The following is a 14,748-nucleotide window of genomic DNA, read 5'->3' as shown; positions in this document are numbered from 1 at the left end:
AATCCTTATCTGGCAAGAGACTTAATTGATTAGTTCGCTCTAGAGCAAAAACAATTGACAAAAATCGCTAAATGCCTTTCTCTATAAGGGTTCCATCCCTTATAACCCCCGTCCATTGCATAACACAAACCGAAGAGCCAGTTATATGGCTAACTAATGCAATAAAAGACAACTAAAAATGGACAACTGATAGCTGATTGCCGATTGCTTATTTTTCCCTTTCCAACTAACCTAACTACCGCTAAACCTTAAACATCGCTAGAACCGCTCTGGAGAGTAGCGAGGGATTTTTCAAAATTCATTCTCTGTTCAGCATTGCGGAGAAAGTAACCACTCATCATTGCTGAGGCCAATAACCGGCCCAGATGTTCGCGACTGGTACTGATAGTGACCCCGAAATGTTCCGAAGGAAGGTTGCCCAAAAGTCCGATAATGTTGCGTTCCATCACTTGGAAAACCTCTTGGGACTCCGGTTTCGAGAGTTGGGCGATTGTTTCTGGACTTAAGGTCTGGACATACTGCCACAAACTCTCGGAAAATTCACTATCGGTACCGAATAAATTGTGAGGGCGATCGTTTTCTCTATACACCTTTGATCTCCTTAACTCAATTTTTTTAAATTATCCTTTTGGTTCTTCCAATTGGGAGCATTTCACCTTTGTAACCCCTAAATCAGGTTTTATGTCAAGCTATTTTGAAAGCCTTGCTAGAAACCAGTTTTAGGGACAAGTATAATTACTCGCTTGCATAAATGAGACGCTCCCTTCCAATTTAACAGTTTTTTGAGATAGTGGGGGTCGGTAGAACCGAACCTGAAGGTGATGGTAATCCCAGGCAGAAAATCCATCTCTGGCAAAAATCAAAAACTGCTCCGAGAAGCAGATAACCGATCACTGTTCACCGATAACTTTTATTTACCCATACCTAAATGCTGGGCCTTTTGATAGACTTTACCCTCCGTCAGCAGCGAGGGGGCAATCACCACTTCCACCTGTTGCATTTCCTTTAAGTTCTTAGCACCCAAAGTTCCCATACTGGTTTTCAGCGCCCCCAAGAGGTTATGAGTACCATCATCTAATTTTGCCGGTCCAACGAGGATTTCGGCAATAGTTCCCGTACTGCCCACACTAATCCGGGTTCCCCGGGGTAGAACTGGACTAGGTGTGGCCATACCCCAGTGAAAACCGCGGCCCGGTGCCTCCAAGGAGCGGGCAATGGGAGAACCAATCATCACCGCATCAGCGCCACAGGCAATACATTTGCAGATATCACCGCCGGTAATAATGCCGCCATCGGCAATAACGGGGACGTATTGACCGGTTTCTTGGAAAAAATCGTCCCTAGCGGCGGCACAATCGGCCACAGCAGTGGCCTGGGGAACTCCCACCCCTAAAACGCCGCGAGAAGTACAGGCAGCCCCCGGACCGATACCGACTAAAACCCCGGCTGCCCCGGTTTTCATCAGGTTAAGGGCGACTTCATAGGTGACGCAATTGCCCAAAACCACGGGAAGGGGCATTTCTTGGCACAGTTGCACTAAATCGAGGGGGGTGATAGCTTCCGGGGATAAATGGGCAGTGGAAACAACCGTTGCTTGGACAAAGAGAATATCGGCTGCTGCTTGGGCAACAATAGCACCATATTTGACGGCACCGGCAGGGGTGAGGCTAACTGCCGCAATACCGCCTTTTTCTTGAATTTCTTGGATACGAAGCTCGATTAGTTGCGGTTTAATCGGTTCTGCGTAGAGTTCCTGCATTAAACCGACGAATTCTGCTTTGCCGACCGCCGCAATGCGATCGAGAATCGGGTTAGGATCCTCGTAACGAGTTTGAATACCTTCGAGGTTTAGTACCCCTAGCGCCCCCAACTCGGAGAGAAGGACGGCCATTTTAGTATCCACCACCCCATCCATAGCGCTGGCGATAATCGGGATTTCCCGCTCGATATTGCCGAGAGACCAACGGGTATCGGCTAAACTAGGATCGAGGGTTCGCACTCCGGGTACAAGTGCGATTTCATCGATACCGTAAGCTCTACGGGCTGTTTTGCCCCGACCAATAATTGTATCCACTTTTCTATACTATTTCAGACCTATTTAGCCTAGACTAGCAAATTTCGCACCATCTCGAAAAGCTTTTCGGTATTATGGCAGACTAGGCATCAGGAAAATAATCGCCACAGTCGATCGCTTGTTCGGTGTTGGCGCTCCTGGGTTGTACACTACATTTGAGGCGATAATCGTTGGTAAAGTAGCGGCAGTGGGAGCAAGGGATGGAGTGCATCCGTCGGGCAACTTGCCAACTATCGCGCACGGCACTGGTTAAAGACCAGCAAACTAAAGCGATAATGGCAGCGGCGATTGAAAAACGTAAAATAATCCAGATTTCCATGGCGAGCGACTAAAATTACCTGATGTGGAGGGGAATCAACCGAGGCAATTGGCAGAGGTTTAGATACTGAACAGTTTACTGACATCCAGACTAACCGTTAGCAATCACCAGACTTTTAAGAACATTTTCGGTCATGGCCGCTATTTGATCCAATTGTTCCTGATGGCGTTTTGCCTGTTTTTTGGCTTCTACCTTGCGTTTCAGGGCTTCCCGGGCTAAATCATCGCGATTTTTGCTTAAAGCTTCGATCGCTACTCGATTCCATGTTTCTGCTTCTTGAAGGGCTTTTTTGTACTGGGGTTGAATTTCATCCCAACTGACCTTAAGATTGCTTAAAGCCCCTGTTAACAGGGTTTGGGCATTGTTGGGGTCGGCTCCGATGAGAGATTTTTTCAGAGGTTCGTAGAGTCCCACCGCTTGTAAATGGGTAATAATCGGGATAAATTCTTCTATCTGTTGACTTTTGCTAATACCGGTTTTACACCAAGTGGCAAAATGTTCGCAGTTGTTAAAAAGAAGATTATATTTCTGCTCCCCCAGACGACTTAGCGCCCTTTCTACCACCACATCGGGGATAAAGGAAAATCCCACCTCTACATAGCGCACCACATAGATTTTACCGCCCCTAGCAAAAGTTTCTAGGGAAGTTCGTTCGACAATCTCGCTCGGTTTTCGGTAATGAATGACGCTACCATCACCGCAATCGATGCCATGATGAGCATAAACACCCTGAAGATTGAGCAATTCCCGATAAGCGTATATTTGATCCCCTTTAGCCATATTTTTTTAGTGATAAAGTAAACAAGGAGATTGTCTATTGACCCAGTTTTTCTAGTTATTACTCTTATATTTTAGAGATTATGGATGCTTTTAGTCCCTTTCCCCCTGACTGGACAGAGAATGCTGTTCACGCCTACAATTTTTGTTGTCCTTACTGTGGGGCAAAAGCTAAAGAAGCTCAGGCCGTTTGGATCAATCGCCGCGCTCCCGTTTTAGGAGAAGATTCTCGTCGTAAATGGCAGGAATTCTATCATTGTCAATGCGATCGAGTTTGGTGGGCCTGGAGTAGTGATCGACCTGCCGAAAATAAGTAATTCTGAATCGGGAATGGAAAATATGGCCGATGTCTATGTTTCTTGGGATGAATACCATCGTCTGATCGAAAAATTAGCAGTAAAAATCGATCATTCTGGTTGGCAATTTGCTCAGATTGTCTGTTTAGCTAAGGGAGGATTGCGCGTCGGTGACATTCTCTGTCGTCTTTTTCGTCAACCCCTAGCTATTCTCTACGCTGCTTCCTACGGGGGGCAAAATCATCAAATTCGGGGAGAATTAACTATTTCCTCGAACTTAGCCATGATCGAAGCCACATTAAAGAGTCCCTTGTTATTAGTGGATGATTTAGTCGATTCGGGAATCACCCTCCAAAAAACCTCGATTTTGTTACGGGAAAAATACGGGATTACCAATATCAAAACTGCGGTGATCTGGTACAAAGCGGCATCAAGAATCAAACCTGACTATTATGTGGAATATTACCCCGATAATCCTTGGATTCATCAACCCTTCGAGCGTTACGAATTAATTACACCCAAAGATCTCCTAGAGTAAATACAGTTTAGCATCAGCTTAGAGAGTCTCCCTTTAAAAATACCACAAAAGAAGATTCATGTCTGAAATCTGTCATTTGCATAAATACCGACAATCAGCAATTATTATTGACTCTTAAATCATTACAAATGTATCAACAACTGCCTGTAAGCATCCCACTGAAGAAATAATGCGCGGGGGGTTCTACCCCCCAAAAGCTTGGATTGAATGATAAAATCGAAAGTAAAGCCCGATTTTAGCCGAGAGTTTCCCTTTAAAAATACCACCAAAGAAGATTCATGTCTGAAATCGGCAACCTCATCTATTCTCCGTAGGATTCAGCAGTAATTTTACCCCGAAAAACGATGTAATTATAAACTGTATAGGCTAGTAAAATTGGGATTAAAAAACCCACAAAAGTCAGCATAAACACCAAAGAACTGGGAGCGGCTGCCGCTTGATAAATTGTCACGGACGGGGGAATAATATCGGGGAAAATCAACAATCCCAAACCGATAAAAGAGAGCATAAACAGCAATACTGTCCACACCATCGGAGTGTTTTCTTCCTTTAGTTGCAAACTCCGCAGTAATAAACCCAGTAAGACCACAGCTAAAATCGGGATGAGGATAAAGATGTAAATTAGTCGAGGGTCAAATAAACGCTGACGGATATGGTCAGAAAGCAGCGGCGTACTGATGGTGATAAAGACAGCACCGATAAAAGTGGTAATAGCGGCAATTTTTGCCGTTTTATAGTGAACTTCCTGTAAATTACCCGTAGTTTTCAGAATTAGGTAAGTGGAACCCACTAAAACATAAGCTTGGATTAAAGTTAAAGAAACTAGAATCGATCGCCATGTTAACCAATCAAAGGGACCGCCGGCAAAATGACCCAATTCATCCACTTTAATGCCCTCAAAAACCGCACCGAGGGCGAATCCTTGCCCCAAAGCGGCCAAAAAACTGCCGAGTCCGAAGGCATAATTCCAGAACAACTTGCGACGAGAATGTTCACGAAACTCGAAGGAAACAGCCCGAAATAACAGCCCCACTACCATAATCACTGCTGGCAGGTATAAAGCGTTTAAAATTGTCCCGTAAGCTAGGGGAAACGCCCCAAACAGGGAACCACCCATCAAGACAATCCAAGTTTCGTTAGCATCCCAAACATTGCCCAAACTGGTCATTAAAATACTGCGACGCTTCTCGGAGGAGGAAGTCAGGGAAAGAATTCCTACCCCCAAGTCAAAACCATCGAGGAGGACGTAGAGAAACAGGAATAAACCCAGAATAAAAAACCAAATTTGTGGCAAAAAATACTGTAACGGTTCCATAGTTCCTCCTATTGTTGCGCTTCTAGGGAACGGGGATTCGCTTCCTGTGAGGTCACTGTTTCCTGTTGAGTCCCCGGCAGTGGTAAGTTAAGATTGGGTCCCTGACGGATAATAAGACTACCGAAATAGAGAGCAGAAACCAAGAAAACGACATAAATCGCCGTAATTCCGATTAAAGAGGTTAAAATCTCGCCTGCGGGCAGTTTAGAAGCAGCATCCACCGTCCGGATTTGATTGTAAACCGTCCAGGGTTGACGACCGACACAACGGACAATCCAACCGGTTTCAACCGCAAGATAACCCAGAGGGGCCGCAAAAACCCAAGCGCGTAGTAACCATTTTTGACTGTCGATTTTTTCGTTAGATAATTGACCGCGCAGCCATTGCCCGACAGTTACAGCCATTAAAGACGCGAGAAAAAGACCGATAGCGACCATAATCCGGAAGGAATAATAGATTAGCCCCACCATGTGCGGTCTGTCTTCGTATTTCCACGTTTTTAAGCCCAGAACAGGTTCCGATAACTTGGGTTTTAATTCCAAAAGATAACCCAAAGCATTAGGAATCTTCACTTCCCAGCTATTTGTCTCCGCTTTATCCTTGGGTAAAGCAACCAAACTCCAACCGGCAGTTTCTCCCGCAGGAATGGTTTCCCATTGCGCTTCCATGGCGGCTAATTTAGCCGGTTGATAGTGATACACTTGTTCGGCACTAAGATGACCGACAAAAATTTGCAAGGGGGCGATAACAATCGCTAGAGTAAGAATAATTTTGAGAGAACGACTAAAAAAGCTAATGTGACGTTTATTGAGCAAATACCAAGCACTAATCCCACCAATGACGAAAAGAGAAGTTTCCAGAGTAGCGAAAAACATATGCAGGAAACTATTAACCATGAAGGGATTGAGAATCGCTTGTAGGTAATCCTGAACGATAAATTTACCATCCACGAAGATGCCACCGGCGGGGGTTTGCAGCCAAGAATTAGCGGTTAAAATCCAGAAAGTGGAAAGATTAGCCCCGAAAGCGACGAGAATTGTCGCTAGGAAGTGAATTAAAGGGGGAACTCGTCCCCAACCAAACAACATAATTCCTAGAAAACTAGCCTCTAGCATAAAGGCCATGGTTCCCTCGAAACCGAGGATAGTTCCGAAAAAGTCCCCCACTGCTTCCGAAAAAGGCGCCCAATTCATGCCAAACTGAAAAGCCATCGGTAAACCAGAAGCAACTCCAATGCCGAAATTGAGAATGTAGAGTTTTGACCAGAAGCGAGCGTGATGATAGTAGTCAGGATTGCGAGTTTTTAGCCATAATCCTTCGACAATGACTAGATAAATGCCCATACCAGTGGTTAACACCGGCCAAAGCATATGGAAAATAGCGGTGATGGCGAATTGTATCCGCGACAAAGCAACGGGATTGGCAAGTAAATCCATGATTATAATCTTTAAACGATCGTGAAGATATCATAAGCACCTATAATACTTAGCCAGTAATGCCCTGAAAAGGCAAGGTTAAATAGGAATTATATAGATTGTTTTTAGATTTATGCGATCGCTTTGGTGTTAGTCAATGACTTAGTTAGTATTCTTGTATTATATTGGGAGGAAAACTCAGAAAAATTGCTAGAATATTAGCCTGATTAATTAATTTTCCCCTCGATCGAGTATGACTTTCTCCTCAGCCGCAGACTTTCAAGATGAATTTGATGTCATCGTCGTCGGGGCGGGCCATTCCGGCTGTGAAGCGGCCCTAGCTTGCGCCCGTCTCGGTTGTCGTACCCTTCTCCTCACTCTTAATCTCGATAAAATCGCTTGGCAACCCTGTAACCCCGCCGTCGGTGGTCCGGCTAAATCCCAATTAACCCACGAAGTGGACGCTTTAGGCGGCGAAATTGGCAAAATGGCCGACCGCACCTATCTGCAAAAACGGGTTCTTAATGCCTCTCGCGGACCGGCAGTCTGGGCCCTACGGGCCCAAACCGATAAACGGGAATACGCGGCGGTGATGAAAGGTATCGTCGAAACCCAGGCAAATCTGGTTATTCGGGAAGCCATGGCCACAGACCTGATTTTAGGGGCAAATGAGCAAGTTTTAGGAGTAGAAACCTATTTCGGCACTTGTTTCGCCGCTAAAGCCGTCATTTTAACCACTGGCACTTTTTTAGGCGGCAAAATCTGGATCGGCGGCAAGTCTATGGCCGCCGGACGGGCGGGCGAATTTGCGGCGGTGGGTTTAACAGAAACCCTAAATCGTCTCGGATTCGAGACCGGTCGCCTAAAAACTGGCACTCCTGCCCGTGTGGATAAGCGTTCGGTGGATTACTCCCGCATGGAACCGCAACCGCCCGATGACGAGGTGCGTTGGTTTAGTTTTGATCCGGAGGTGTGGATCGAACGGGAACAAATGAACTGTCATCTCACCCGCACCACGGCGGCAACTCATCAATTAATCAGAGATAATTTACATTTATCCCCCATTTATGGCGGTTTTATTGACTCCAAAGGACCGCGTTATTGTCCTAGTATTGAGGATAAAATCGTCCGTTTTGCCGATAAAGAAAGTCATCAAATTTTTATTGAACCGGAAGGGCGCGATATTCCCGAACTTTATATCCAAGGCTTTTCAACGGGACTGCCGGAAAATGTTCAATTAGCAATGCTGCGGACTTTACCCGGTTTAGAAAACTGTGTGATGTTGCGGGCTGCCTATGCAGTGGAATACGATTATTTACCAGCAACTCAGTGTTATCCAACCCTGATGACGAAGAAGATTGAGGGGTTATTTTGTGCGGGACAAATTAACGGCACAACCGGTTATGAAGAAGCGGCAGCCCAGGGACTGGTGGCGGGGATTAATGCGGCACGGTTTGCTTTAGGAAAAGAGTTAATTGTTTTTCCCCGGGAGGAAAGTTATCTAGGAACTTTGGTCGATGATTTGTGTACTAAGGATCTGCGGGAACCCTATCGAATGTTAACCAGTCGTTCTGAATATCGCTTAGTATTGCGATCGGATAATGCCGATCAAAGATTAACACCTTTAGGGCGAGAAATTGGCTTAATTGATGACCGGCGTTGGCAATTATTCCAGAGCAAACAAGCTAATATTATCGCCGAAAAAGAACGCCTACACGAAACGAGAATTAAAGAACGGGATGAGGTAGCAATCGCCATCGTTAAGGATACGGAACAAAAAATCAAAGGTTCTCTCTCTTTAGCGGATTTACTGCGTCGTCCTAGCTTGCATTATCTCGATCTTGATCGCTATGGTTTAGGTAATCCTGATTTAAATTTAGCCGAAAGAGAAGGGGTAGAAATTGAGATTAAATATTCCGGTTATTTGAAGCGACAACAAAATCAAATTGACCAAATTAGTCGCCACAGTAACCGTCATTTATCCCCCGATATTGACTACATGAAAATTGAAACTTTGTCAATGGAATCCAGGGAAAAATTAACAAAAATTAAACCCGCCACCATCGGCCAAGCCTCGCGAATTGGCGGAGTCAATCCCGCCGATATTAACGCTTTATTAGTGTATTTAGAAATGCGGCAGATGTCGGCAGTTAAAAGTTAGGAAATAATCCTAATTATCAGCGATCGAGAGTTATCATCGGCTGCTTAATTAGGGTTTGCTGAATAAATGTGAAATGTAGGCAAGGTAAGGGTTTTGTGGCTTTTCTCGCGAAACAGGTGCAAGATTTTGAGAGAATCATGCTTCAAAACCTTGCGTCTTCATCGGCCCGCCTCCTGTAGGGGCGAAGCATTCGGGCAATAACCTATCGGTGAAACCGTAGATTTTCTATCCGAATGCTTCGCCCGTACTTTTTCAGCAAACCCTAAGTGGGTGGGTGGAATTAAATATAAAATGAACGTAGGTTGGGTTGAAGCATGAAACCCAACGCCCGCATGGGTTACGCTACCGCTAACCCATCCTACAAATAATTGTGCCTACCTACTTAATTAGCAGCCCCAATCAAAATAAAGGGCGACCAAAAATAAGGATGGCTTTTAATTTGACTCAGTTTGGCCTGTCGCATGGCTTCACTTTTAGTCATACCATTCTTGAGATTTTGATAAAATTGGGTCATAATTTCCGCACTGGTATTATCTTCAGCACTCCAAAGACTGGCAATTACTGATTTAGCACCGGCTCTTTCTAAGACGTAAGCAAGTCCTGAAATTTCCTGGCCGTCTGCGTTGGCTTCTTTGGCGGTTTGACAAGCACTAAGAGTGATTAATTCGGTATTTTTTAAGCCTAATAATGCAGCATCGGCGATGTTATATTGTTGATTATTGGCGAAAAGAATAGTATTAGCTTGCATATCCAAATTAGGACAGCCAGCAAGATTAAAGCATCCATGAGTTCCTAAGTGTAAAATCGAGAAGCGAAAGGCTTGTTTTTTGAATATATCTAAGGTTGCGTTTGTCCCGAGATATTTTTCACTTCCCGGAAAGAGTTTGCTGATAGTTTCTGCTTCTATTTCTGTGCCTTTAAGTTCTTCTTGGGTGGGTTTAGGGTTAGCAAATGCTAGACCTTGTAAGGGTTTTCTTTCGGTCGCGGGAGGAGTAGATGTGGAGATGCGAGTTAAATAATAAATCGGATATTTTTCTAGGAGAACTTGGTCATTTTTCTTATCGTAGAGAGTTTCAAAGGGAATATAGCGCAGTTGTTCGGTGGCGATAATAGCGATATTTTTCGGGGAACTGGTGGCAATTTGGGACTCGATGGGACGGATTAAAATCTCGTATAATTTACTACCTGTAACGAGGTAGTCGGCATTTTTATAGTCGGCTAATTGGTTGTGGTATTGACTGACAAGTTGATTAAAATCATCGCGTTTTGTATCACTTTGAATAACGATTAATTTTTCTCTAGTAACGAGAAATAGGGCGACTTTATCGCGGAGGGGAACGGGTTGAATAACGAGGGTATCAGGAGCGATATTTTTCTGAAGTTGGGCGATGTCGGTGGGTTTAGTTTCAAAAAGTTCAGCAATTTCTGGATATTTCTGTCCGATAGTTTCCGCATTTTTATACACTTTCTCCTCGAATTGTCGGATCTGTTGTGCCAGTTCTTGGGAGTATTTATCCTGTAGTTGTCGGCGCATTCCTTCGAGTTGTTGATTGTCGGCGTTCCAGTTATCAAGTGCTTTTTGTGCATCGGGATCAGCAACTTTGGCATTAATCAGGCGATTGTAATCGGCAAGATCGGCAGTAGTGGCGAGGTTAAGCCATTCAAAAGCTTTTTCGGGTTGGTTTTGTTGGATTAGGACTTCGGCGAGGGTGATAACGGTTCTTTCGTTAGAGGCTAAAAACGATTTTCGATTTTGACCTGCAATATTTTCCCTCGAAATATCTCCCCGTATCTTGAGGATAATGTTGAGGGACTCTTCCAAATTCTTGATCGCTTCTGCGGGTTGATTTATCTTTTGATAAGCAACTCCTAAATTATTTAAAGAATTAGCTTCCCCTTTTAGATCGCCGATTTTCCTCGCTATGGCTCGATTCTCTTGATGGTAATCGATCGCTTTCTGATATTGTCCGAGGGAAAGATAAGCACTTCCTAAATTGCCTAAAGAATCGGCTTCCCCTTTTAGATCGCCTATATCCCTCGCCATGGCTAAAGACTCCCGGTGGTAATCGATCGCTTTTTCGTACTCTCCGAGGAAGTAGTGAGCAACTCCTAAATTGTTTAAAGAAACCCCTTCCCCTTGGCGATCATCTATCTCCCTCGCAATGGCTAAACACTTTTCATGGAACTCGATCGCCTTTTGGTACTCTCTGAGGGATTCGTAAGCATTTCCTAAATTGTTTAAAGATTTGGCTTTACTTCCTCGATCGCCGATTTTCTCAGCGATTTCTAAAGACTTCTGGTGGTCATCGATCGCTTTTTGATACTGTCCGAGGGATTGGTAAACGTTTCCTGAATTGCCTAAAGAATCGGCTTGCACTTTTAGATCGCCGATTTTCTCAGCGATTTCTAAAGACTGCTGGTGGTAATTGATAGCTTTTTGGTACTGTCCTAGTAAGTGGTAATCAACTCCTAAATTGTTTAAAGAACTGGCTTCCCCAGAACGATCATCTAACTCCCTCGTGATGTCTAAAGACTGCTGATGGTAATTGATCGCTTTTTGATACTCTCCACGCGATTGGTAAGCGTTTCCTAAATTGTTTAAAGAGGCCGCTTCCCCCTGTCGATCTTTAATCTCCCTCCTGATGTTTAAAGACTGCTGATGGTAATCGATCGCTGTTTGATACTCTCCACGCGATTGGTAAGCGTTTCCTAAATTGTTTAAAGAATTGGCTTCCCCTTGGCGATTAACTATCTCCCTGTTAATGACTAAAGACTTTTCGTGGAGATCGATCGCTTTTTGATATTGTCCGAGGGAAAGATAAGCACTTCCTAAATTGTCTAAAGAAGCCGCTTCTCCTTGGCGATTTTTGATTTCTTGATAAATTTGTAAGGCTTTTTCCCACGATTGCAAGGCTTCTCGAAACTGACTTATTTTATATTGTTGAGCGCCTTGCTCGAAAAGCTTATCCGCTTCTTTTCGCTGTTTTTCTGCTTCCATTAATACTAAAAGTTTTTCAGCACTTTTTTCTAAATCAGCATCCTTAATTTCTTTTGCGATGGTTAAAGTCTGCTGAAAAAATTCTATGCTCTCCTTAAATTCTCCTAACTCATAGTAAGCCCCACCGAGATATAAAAAGGCGAGGGCTTCTACACGACGTTCTTTTGACTCTTGTGCTATTTTAACCGCATTTTCTAAAACAGAAATAGCTTGACGGTATTGACCGTCGTTAACATAGGCATTGCCTAAATTAGCGGTAGATTTAGCTTCTCCTGAAAGGTCTTTAATTTGCCGGTAGGCTATCACCGCCTGTTGACAGGATTGAATCGCCAATTTTACTTGATTATTATCAAGATTCTGGCGACATAATTGCAAAAGTTGATCCGCTTCTGCTTTCCTCGCATCCGTATTTTGCGCTATTACCGCAGGGACGAGAGAGGAGAGTTTCCCGTTAACAACTGGTAGGGTGACGGTAGCCACTAGAGAAAGAGTAAGTAAGGCGTAAAATTTGGGATTCATAGTTATTTCCGCTATCAGTTATTAGTTAATACACCTCATCATGAGTTCCAATGTTAATCAAAACTATCCTATCTGTTTGAGTTTTTTCGTCTCGTTCTAAATAGAAAATGATGCGGCAATCATAACCACAGGAACAAGCTCTCAATTCCTGATATTCTCCCCTGACTCGATTAACATTTCTTGCTGTTCCCTGGGTAAGCGTAGGCTGCTGCCAAAGAAGCCATGTCAGGAGGCGACTCAGAATAAGCCAGAAAATTTTGCGGTCGGGAAAGTGCGCTTTCTAGCAACCCCTCATCTCGAATACCCTCTAATCCACCATGCTCGGCTATTTGGCGGTGATGAATCGCGAGAGCTACCCCATCAGCTATCCAGATTAGCTGGTTCATGAGCCTAAGTTGCCAGCTTTCTCAAAACATTCCAGTCTTCGCGCATCACTTCCTCCGCCACTTCCATTTGCTGGACAAATTCGGGGTCGTAGGGTGTAAGCTCAAAGCCATTCGGCGTTTCCAAAAGGTAGAGCATATCGCCTTTACTAAGGCGCAGCTTCTCCACCAACTCTTTCGGGAAAATCACCCCCATAGAGTTCCCTACCGTTGTGACTTTTAACTTAATCATCGTTTTTTGACTGAGTAAATATATCAATTATAGCACCTCCCATATTTCCTGAATTTCTCACATCACTTAACAATTTAGTATTAACTTTCCGAACCATTGTCTAATCTCTTGTTTTTCACTCTCTTCCAACGGAAAATCAATATTTTTGAATCGTTCGGCCGTTCTCTGTTTGACTCCTAAAATCTCAATCCCTACAATCCTATCCGTCTCATCGTAATCATAGATAATCCCCAGCGCTACTTCCTCAGAATCAATAACCTTTCCCTCAAAACGACGAATATAAGCGGCATTAGCGGCTCGATCATAGTTTATTTTCATAGTTTCCCCTTTAATCGGCGTTCAAAATGGACAGTTACCAAAAGATTATAATTACTAAGTAGGTAGGCGTTAAAAATTATCAGAAACCCCCCTTATCAAGGGGGGACTAAGGGGGGATCAAACCCCCCTTATCAAGGGGAGCATGGGGGACCGGCACCCCCCTTATCAAGGGGGGCAGGGGGGATCGGCACCCCCCTTATCAAGGGGGATCCCCCCGCCTATCGGCACCCCCCTTATCAAGGGGGATCCCCCCGCCTATCGGCACCCCCCTTATCAAGGGGGGCAGGGGGGATCGAACCTAAAATCCATTTTCAATTCAATTTCACCCACCTACTTACCCATGAAAACTAAACAAGAATACCTCAACGCCCTAGTCAACTTTGACCAACCCTTATCAACTATCCTCCCTATCCTAAAAACCTTTCCTTGGGACAGTAGCGAAGCAATTATCACCCTAAAAAAAGAGCATCTGATCGATATTCTCGATCGCTATCTCAATAACGCTCTATCTGCCACCGACCTAGAAAACTGGGCCGATGCCATCGAATGCAGAGAAGATATCGCCTATAAAACAGATGAGGAAAATCTCATCAATGACATCATCTTTGACCTCGCTAACCCGACCTTAAACGATCCACTATCACCAAAAATAATCGAACAATACATCAGCCAATTTTCCTATTTAAAGTCTTCCTTGATTGCCTAAAAAATAGACCTCTCTTTTGTAAATTTTAATGGGGGTTTACTTGAATCTCAATTTTGTCCGAGGGGTTGAACTTAATTTCCTCCACAACGTAGGAACTATTGACCGCCACGGCTTCGATTCCTCGCAATTCTAAGGGCTTCAGCGAGGTTAAAGTTACTTCCGCTTTTCCTTCATTAACATCAACAATTTTGAAATTCTGTAGGGGTTCCTGCCAGCGTTTTCTATTCTCTTTTGGATTGCTTGATTTCTCTTCCCCACGAATAACAAGCGTTCCACTTTTGATAATAACCTTCCCTTGAAACTCTATCTGTTTGATCTCTTTCATCGCCACTTCTTTTGTTTTTGAATCTCTCCCTAAAGCGATCGTTTTTGTTGGAGAATCGAACTTGATTAATCTCCCAGATAGAGAAGTGCCATTTTTTAAAGATACTTTTGTATTATCCGGTATGAATACGGGGATTACGGGAGATCGATCGCCGGTGGCTGGTAGATGATAGCCAGCAAGAGAGGCGATAAAAACTAGGCTAGTTGCGGTTATTATTGGGTAGAGTTTTTTCGGCGTTGCATAATAGAGATATGAATGGAGGAAATCAAAATGCAATGCCCTGAATGTAAATCTACCCATATCCGTAAAAATGGCATCAATAAACAAGGTAAACAAAATCATATTTGTGTAACCTGTGGCCGTCAATTTATT

At 44.0% G+C, this 14,748-nt stretch carries 16 protein-coding genes; 5 read left to right on the top strand and 11 right to left on the bottom strand.

Translation table 11 applies throughout. The features are described 5' to 3' along the window. Nucleotides 1-248 precede the first annotated feature (248 nt). From IM509_RS01010 to IM509_RS00995, 4 genes are all read right to left on the bottom strand, one after another. Nucleotides 249-590, bottom strand: coding sequence for a DUF760 domain-containing protein (locus IM509_RS01010; protein WP_002771313.1), 342 nt, complete (start codon nt 588-590; stop codon nt 249-251). A 320-nt stretch (nt 591-910) separates the two neighbouring features. Then, complete coding sequence (locus IM509_RS01005) at nt 911-2,074, bottom strand: GuaB3 family IMP dehydrogenase-related protein (protein WP_072927607.1); 1,164 nt, start codon at nt 2,072-2,074, stop codon at nt 911-913. A gap of 82 nt (nt 2,075-2,156) precedes the next feature. Beyond that, the gene (locus IM509_RS01000) at nt 2,157-2,393 is read right to left on the bottom strand and encodes a hypothetical protein (RefSeq protein ID WP_016514875.1); all 237 of its coding nucleotides are present in this window, start codon (nt 2,391-2,393) and stop codon (nt 2,157-2,159) included. A gap of 90 nt (nt 2,394-2,483) precedes the next feature. After that, entirely contained in the window at nt 2,484-3,173 is a 690-nt protein-coding gene (locus IM509_RS00995) for a lecithin retinol acyltransferase family protein (RefSeq protein ID WP_052275428.1), read from the bottom strand. 80 nt (nt 3,174-3,253) lie between these two features. Here IM509_RS00995 and IM509_RS00990 point away from each other — a divergent pair, with 80 nt between their 5' ends. Together IM509_RS00990 and IM509_RS00985 are read left to right on the top strand one after the other, a co-directional pair. Then, entirely contained in the window at nt 3,254-3,487 is a 234-nt protein-coding gene (locus IM509_RS00990; protein WP_002771307.1) for a hypothetical protein, read from the top strand. Nucleotides 3,488-3,509: 22 nt separating this feature from the next. Next, complete coding sequence (locus IM509_RS00985) at nt 3,510-4,004, top strand: phosphoribosyltransferase (RefSeq protein ID WP_072924186.1); 495 nt, start codon at nt 3,510-3,512, stop codon at nt 4,002-4,004. A 301-nt stretch (nt 4,005-4,305) separates the two neighbouring features. Here IM509_RS00985 and cydB read toward each other — a convergent pair whose 3' ends face one another. Next, the gene (cydB, locus tag IM509_RS00980) at nt 4,306-5,319 is read right to left on the bottom strand and encodes a cytochrome d ubiquinol oxidase subunit II (protein WP_002753098.1); all 1,014 of its coding nucleotides are present in this window, start codon (nt 5,317-5,319) and stop codon (nt 4,306-4,308) included. Between the two features lie 8 nt (nt 5,320-5,327). Then, entirely contained in the window at nt 5,328-6,755 is a 1,428-nt protein-coding gene (locus IM509_RS00975; protein WP_052275426.1) for a cytochrome ubiquinol oxidase subunit I, read from the bottom strand. Between the two features lie 232 nt (nt 6,756-6,987). Here IM509_RS00975 and mnmG point away from each other — a divergent pair, with 232 nt between their 5' ends. Further along, entirely contained in the window at nt 6,988-8,895 is a 1,908-nt protein-coding gene (gene mnmG, locus IM509_RS00970) for a tRNA uridine-5-carboxymethylaminomethyl(34) synthesis enzyme MnmG (protein WP_072924161.1), read from the top strand. A 382-nt stretch (nt 8,896-9,277) separates the two neighbouring features. Here mnmG and IM509_RS00965 read toward each other — a convergent pair whose 3' ends face one another. From IM509_RS00965 to IM509_RS00950, 4 genes are all read right to left on the bottom strand, one after another. Continuing rightward, nucleotides 9,278-12,412, bottom strand: coding sequence for a CHAT domain-containing protein (locus IM509_RS00965; protein WP_185237460.1), 3,135 nt, complete (start codon nt 12,410-12,412; stop codon nt 9,278-9,280). Nucleotides 12,413-12,582: 170 nt separating this feature from the next. Beyond that, nucleotides 12,583-12,798 carry a type II toxin-antitoxin system death-on-curing family toxin gene (locus IM509_RS00960; RefSeq protein ID WP_260441285.1) on the bottom strand — a complete coding sequence of 72 codons (216 nt, stop codon included), beginning with the start codon at nt 12,796-12,798 and terminating at the stop codon, nt 12,583-12,585. A 4-nt stretch (nt 12,799-12,802) separates the two neighbouring features. After that, a complete protein-coding gene (locus IM509_RS00955) occupies nt 12,803-13,027 on the bottom strand; it encodes an AbrB/MazE/SpoVT family DNA-binding domain-containing protein (protein ID WP_080600713.1) in 225 nt (74 codons plus the stop codon). 66 nt (nt 13,028-13,093) lie between these two features. Beyond that, the gene (locus tag IM509_RS00950; protein ID WP_072924165.1) at nt 13,094-13,345 is read right to left on the bottom strand and encodes a DUF2283 domain-containing protein; all 252 of its coding nucleotides are present in this window, start codon (nt 13,343-13,345) and stop codon (nt 13,094-13,096) included. 340 nt (nt 13,346-13,685) lie between these two features. On the opposite strand from IM509_RS00950, the gene IM509_RS00945 reads away from it, so the two are divergent. Then, nucleotides 13,686-14,051: a hypothetical protein gene (locus tag IM509_RS00945; RefSeq protein ID WP_185237911.1), complete on the top strand. Its 366-nt coding sequence runs from the start codon at nt 13,686-13,688 to the stop codon at nt 14,049-14,051. 25 nt (nt 14,052-14,076) lie between these two features. On the opposite strand, the gene IM509_RS00940 is transcribed toward IM509_RS00945, so the two are convergent. Further along, nucleotides 14,077-14,652 carry a hypothetical protein gene (locus IM509_RS00940; protein ID WP_185237912.1) on the bottom strand — a complete coding sequence of 192 codons (576 nt, stop codon included), beginning with the start codon at nt 14,650-14,652 and terminating at the stop codon, nt 14,077-14,079. Between IM509_RS00940 and IM509_RS00935 the strand changes: the two genes are divergently transcribed. Next, the coding region (locus IM509_RS00935; RefSeq protein ID WP_420372283.1) for an IS1/IS1595 family N-terminal zinc-binding domain-containing protein at nt 14,647-14,748 on the top strand (102 nt) is incomplete at its 3' end. The two genes, IM509_RS00940 and IM509_RS00935, sit on opposite strands and share 6 nt — an antisense overlap.

This window comes from Microcystis sp. M31BS1 (assembly GCF_020245285.1).
Classification (GTDB): Bacteria; Cyanobacteriota; Cyanobacteriia; order Cyanobacteriales; family Microcystaceae; genus Microcystis; species Microcystis panniformis.
The sequence above is the reverse complement of the archived record's forward strand: the minus strand, read 5'-3'. Positions and strand labels throughout refer to the sequence as shown.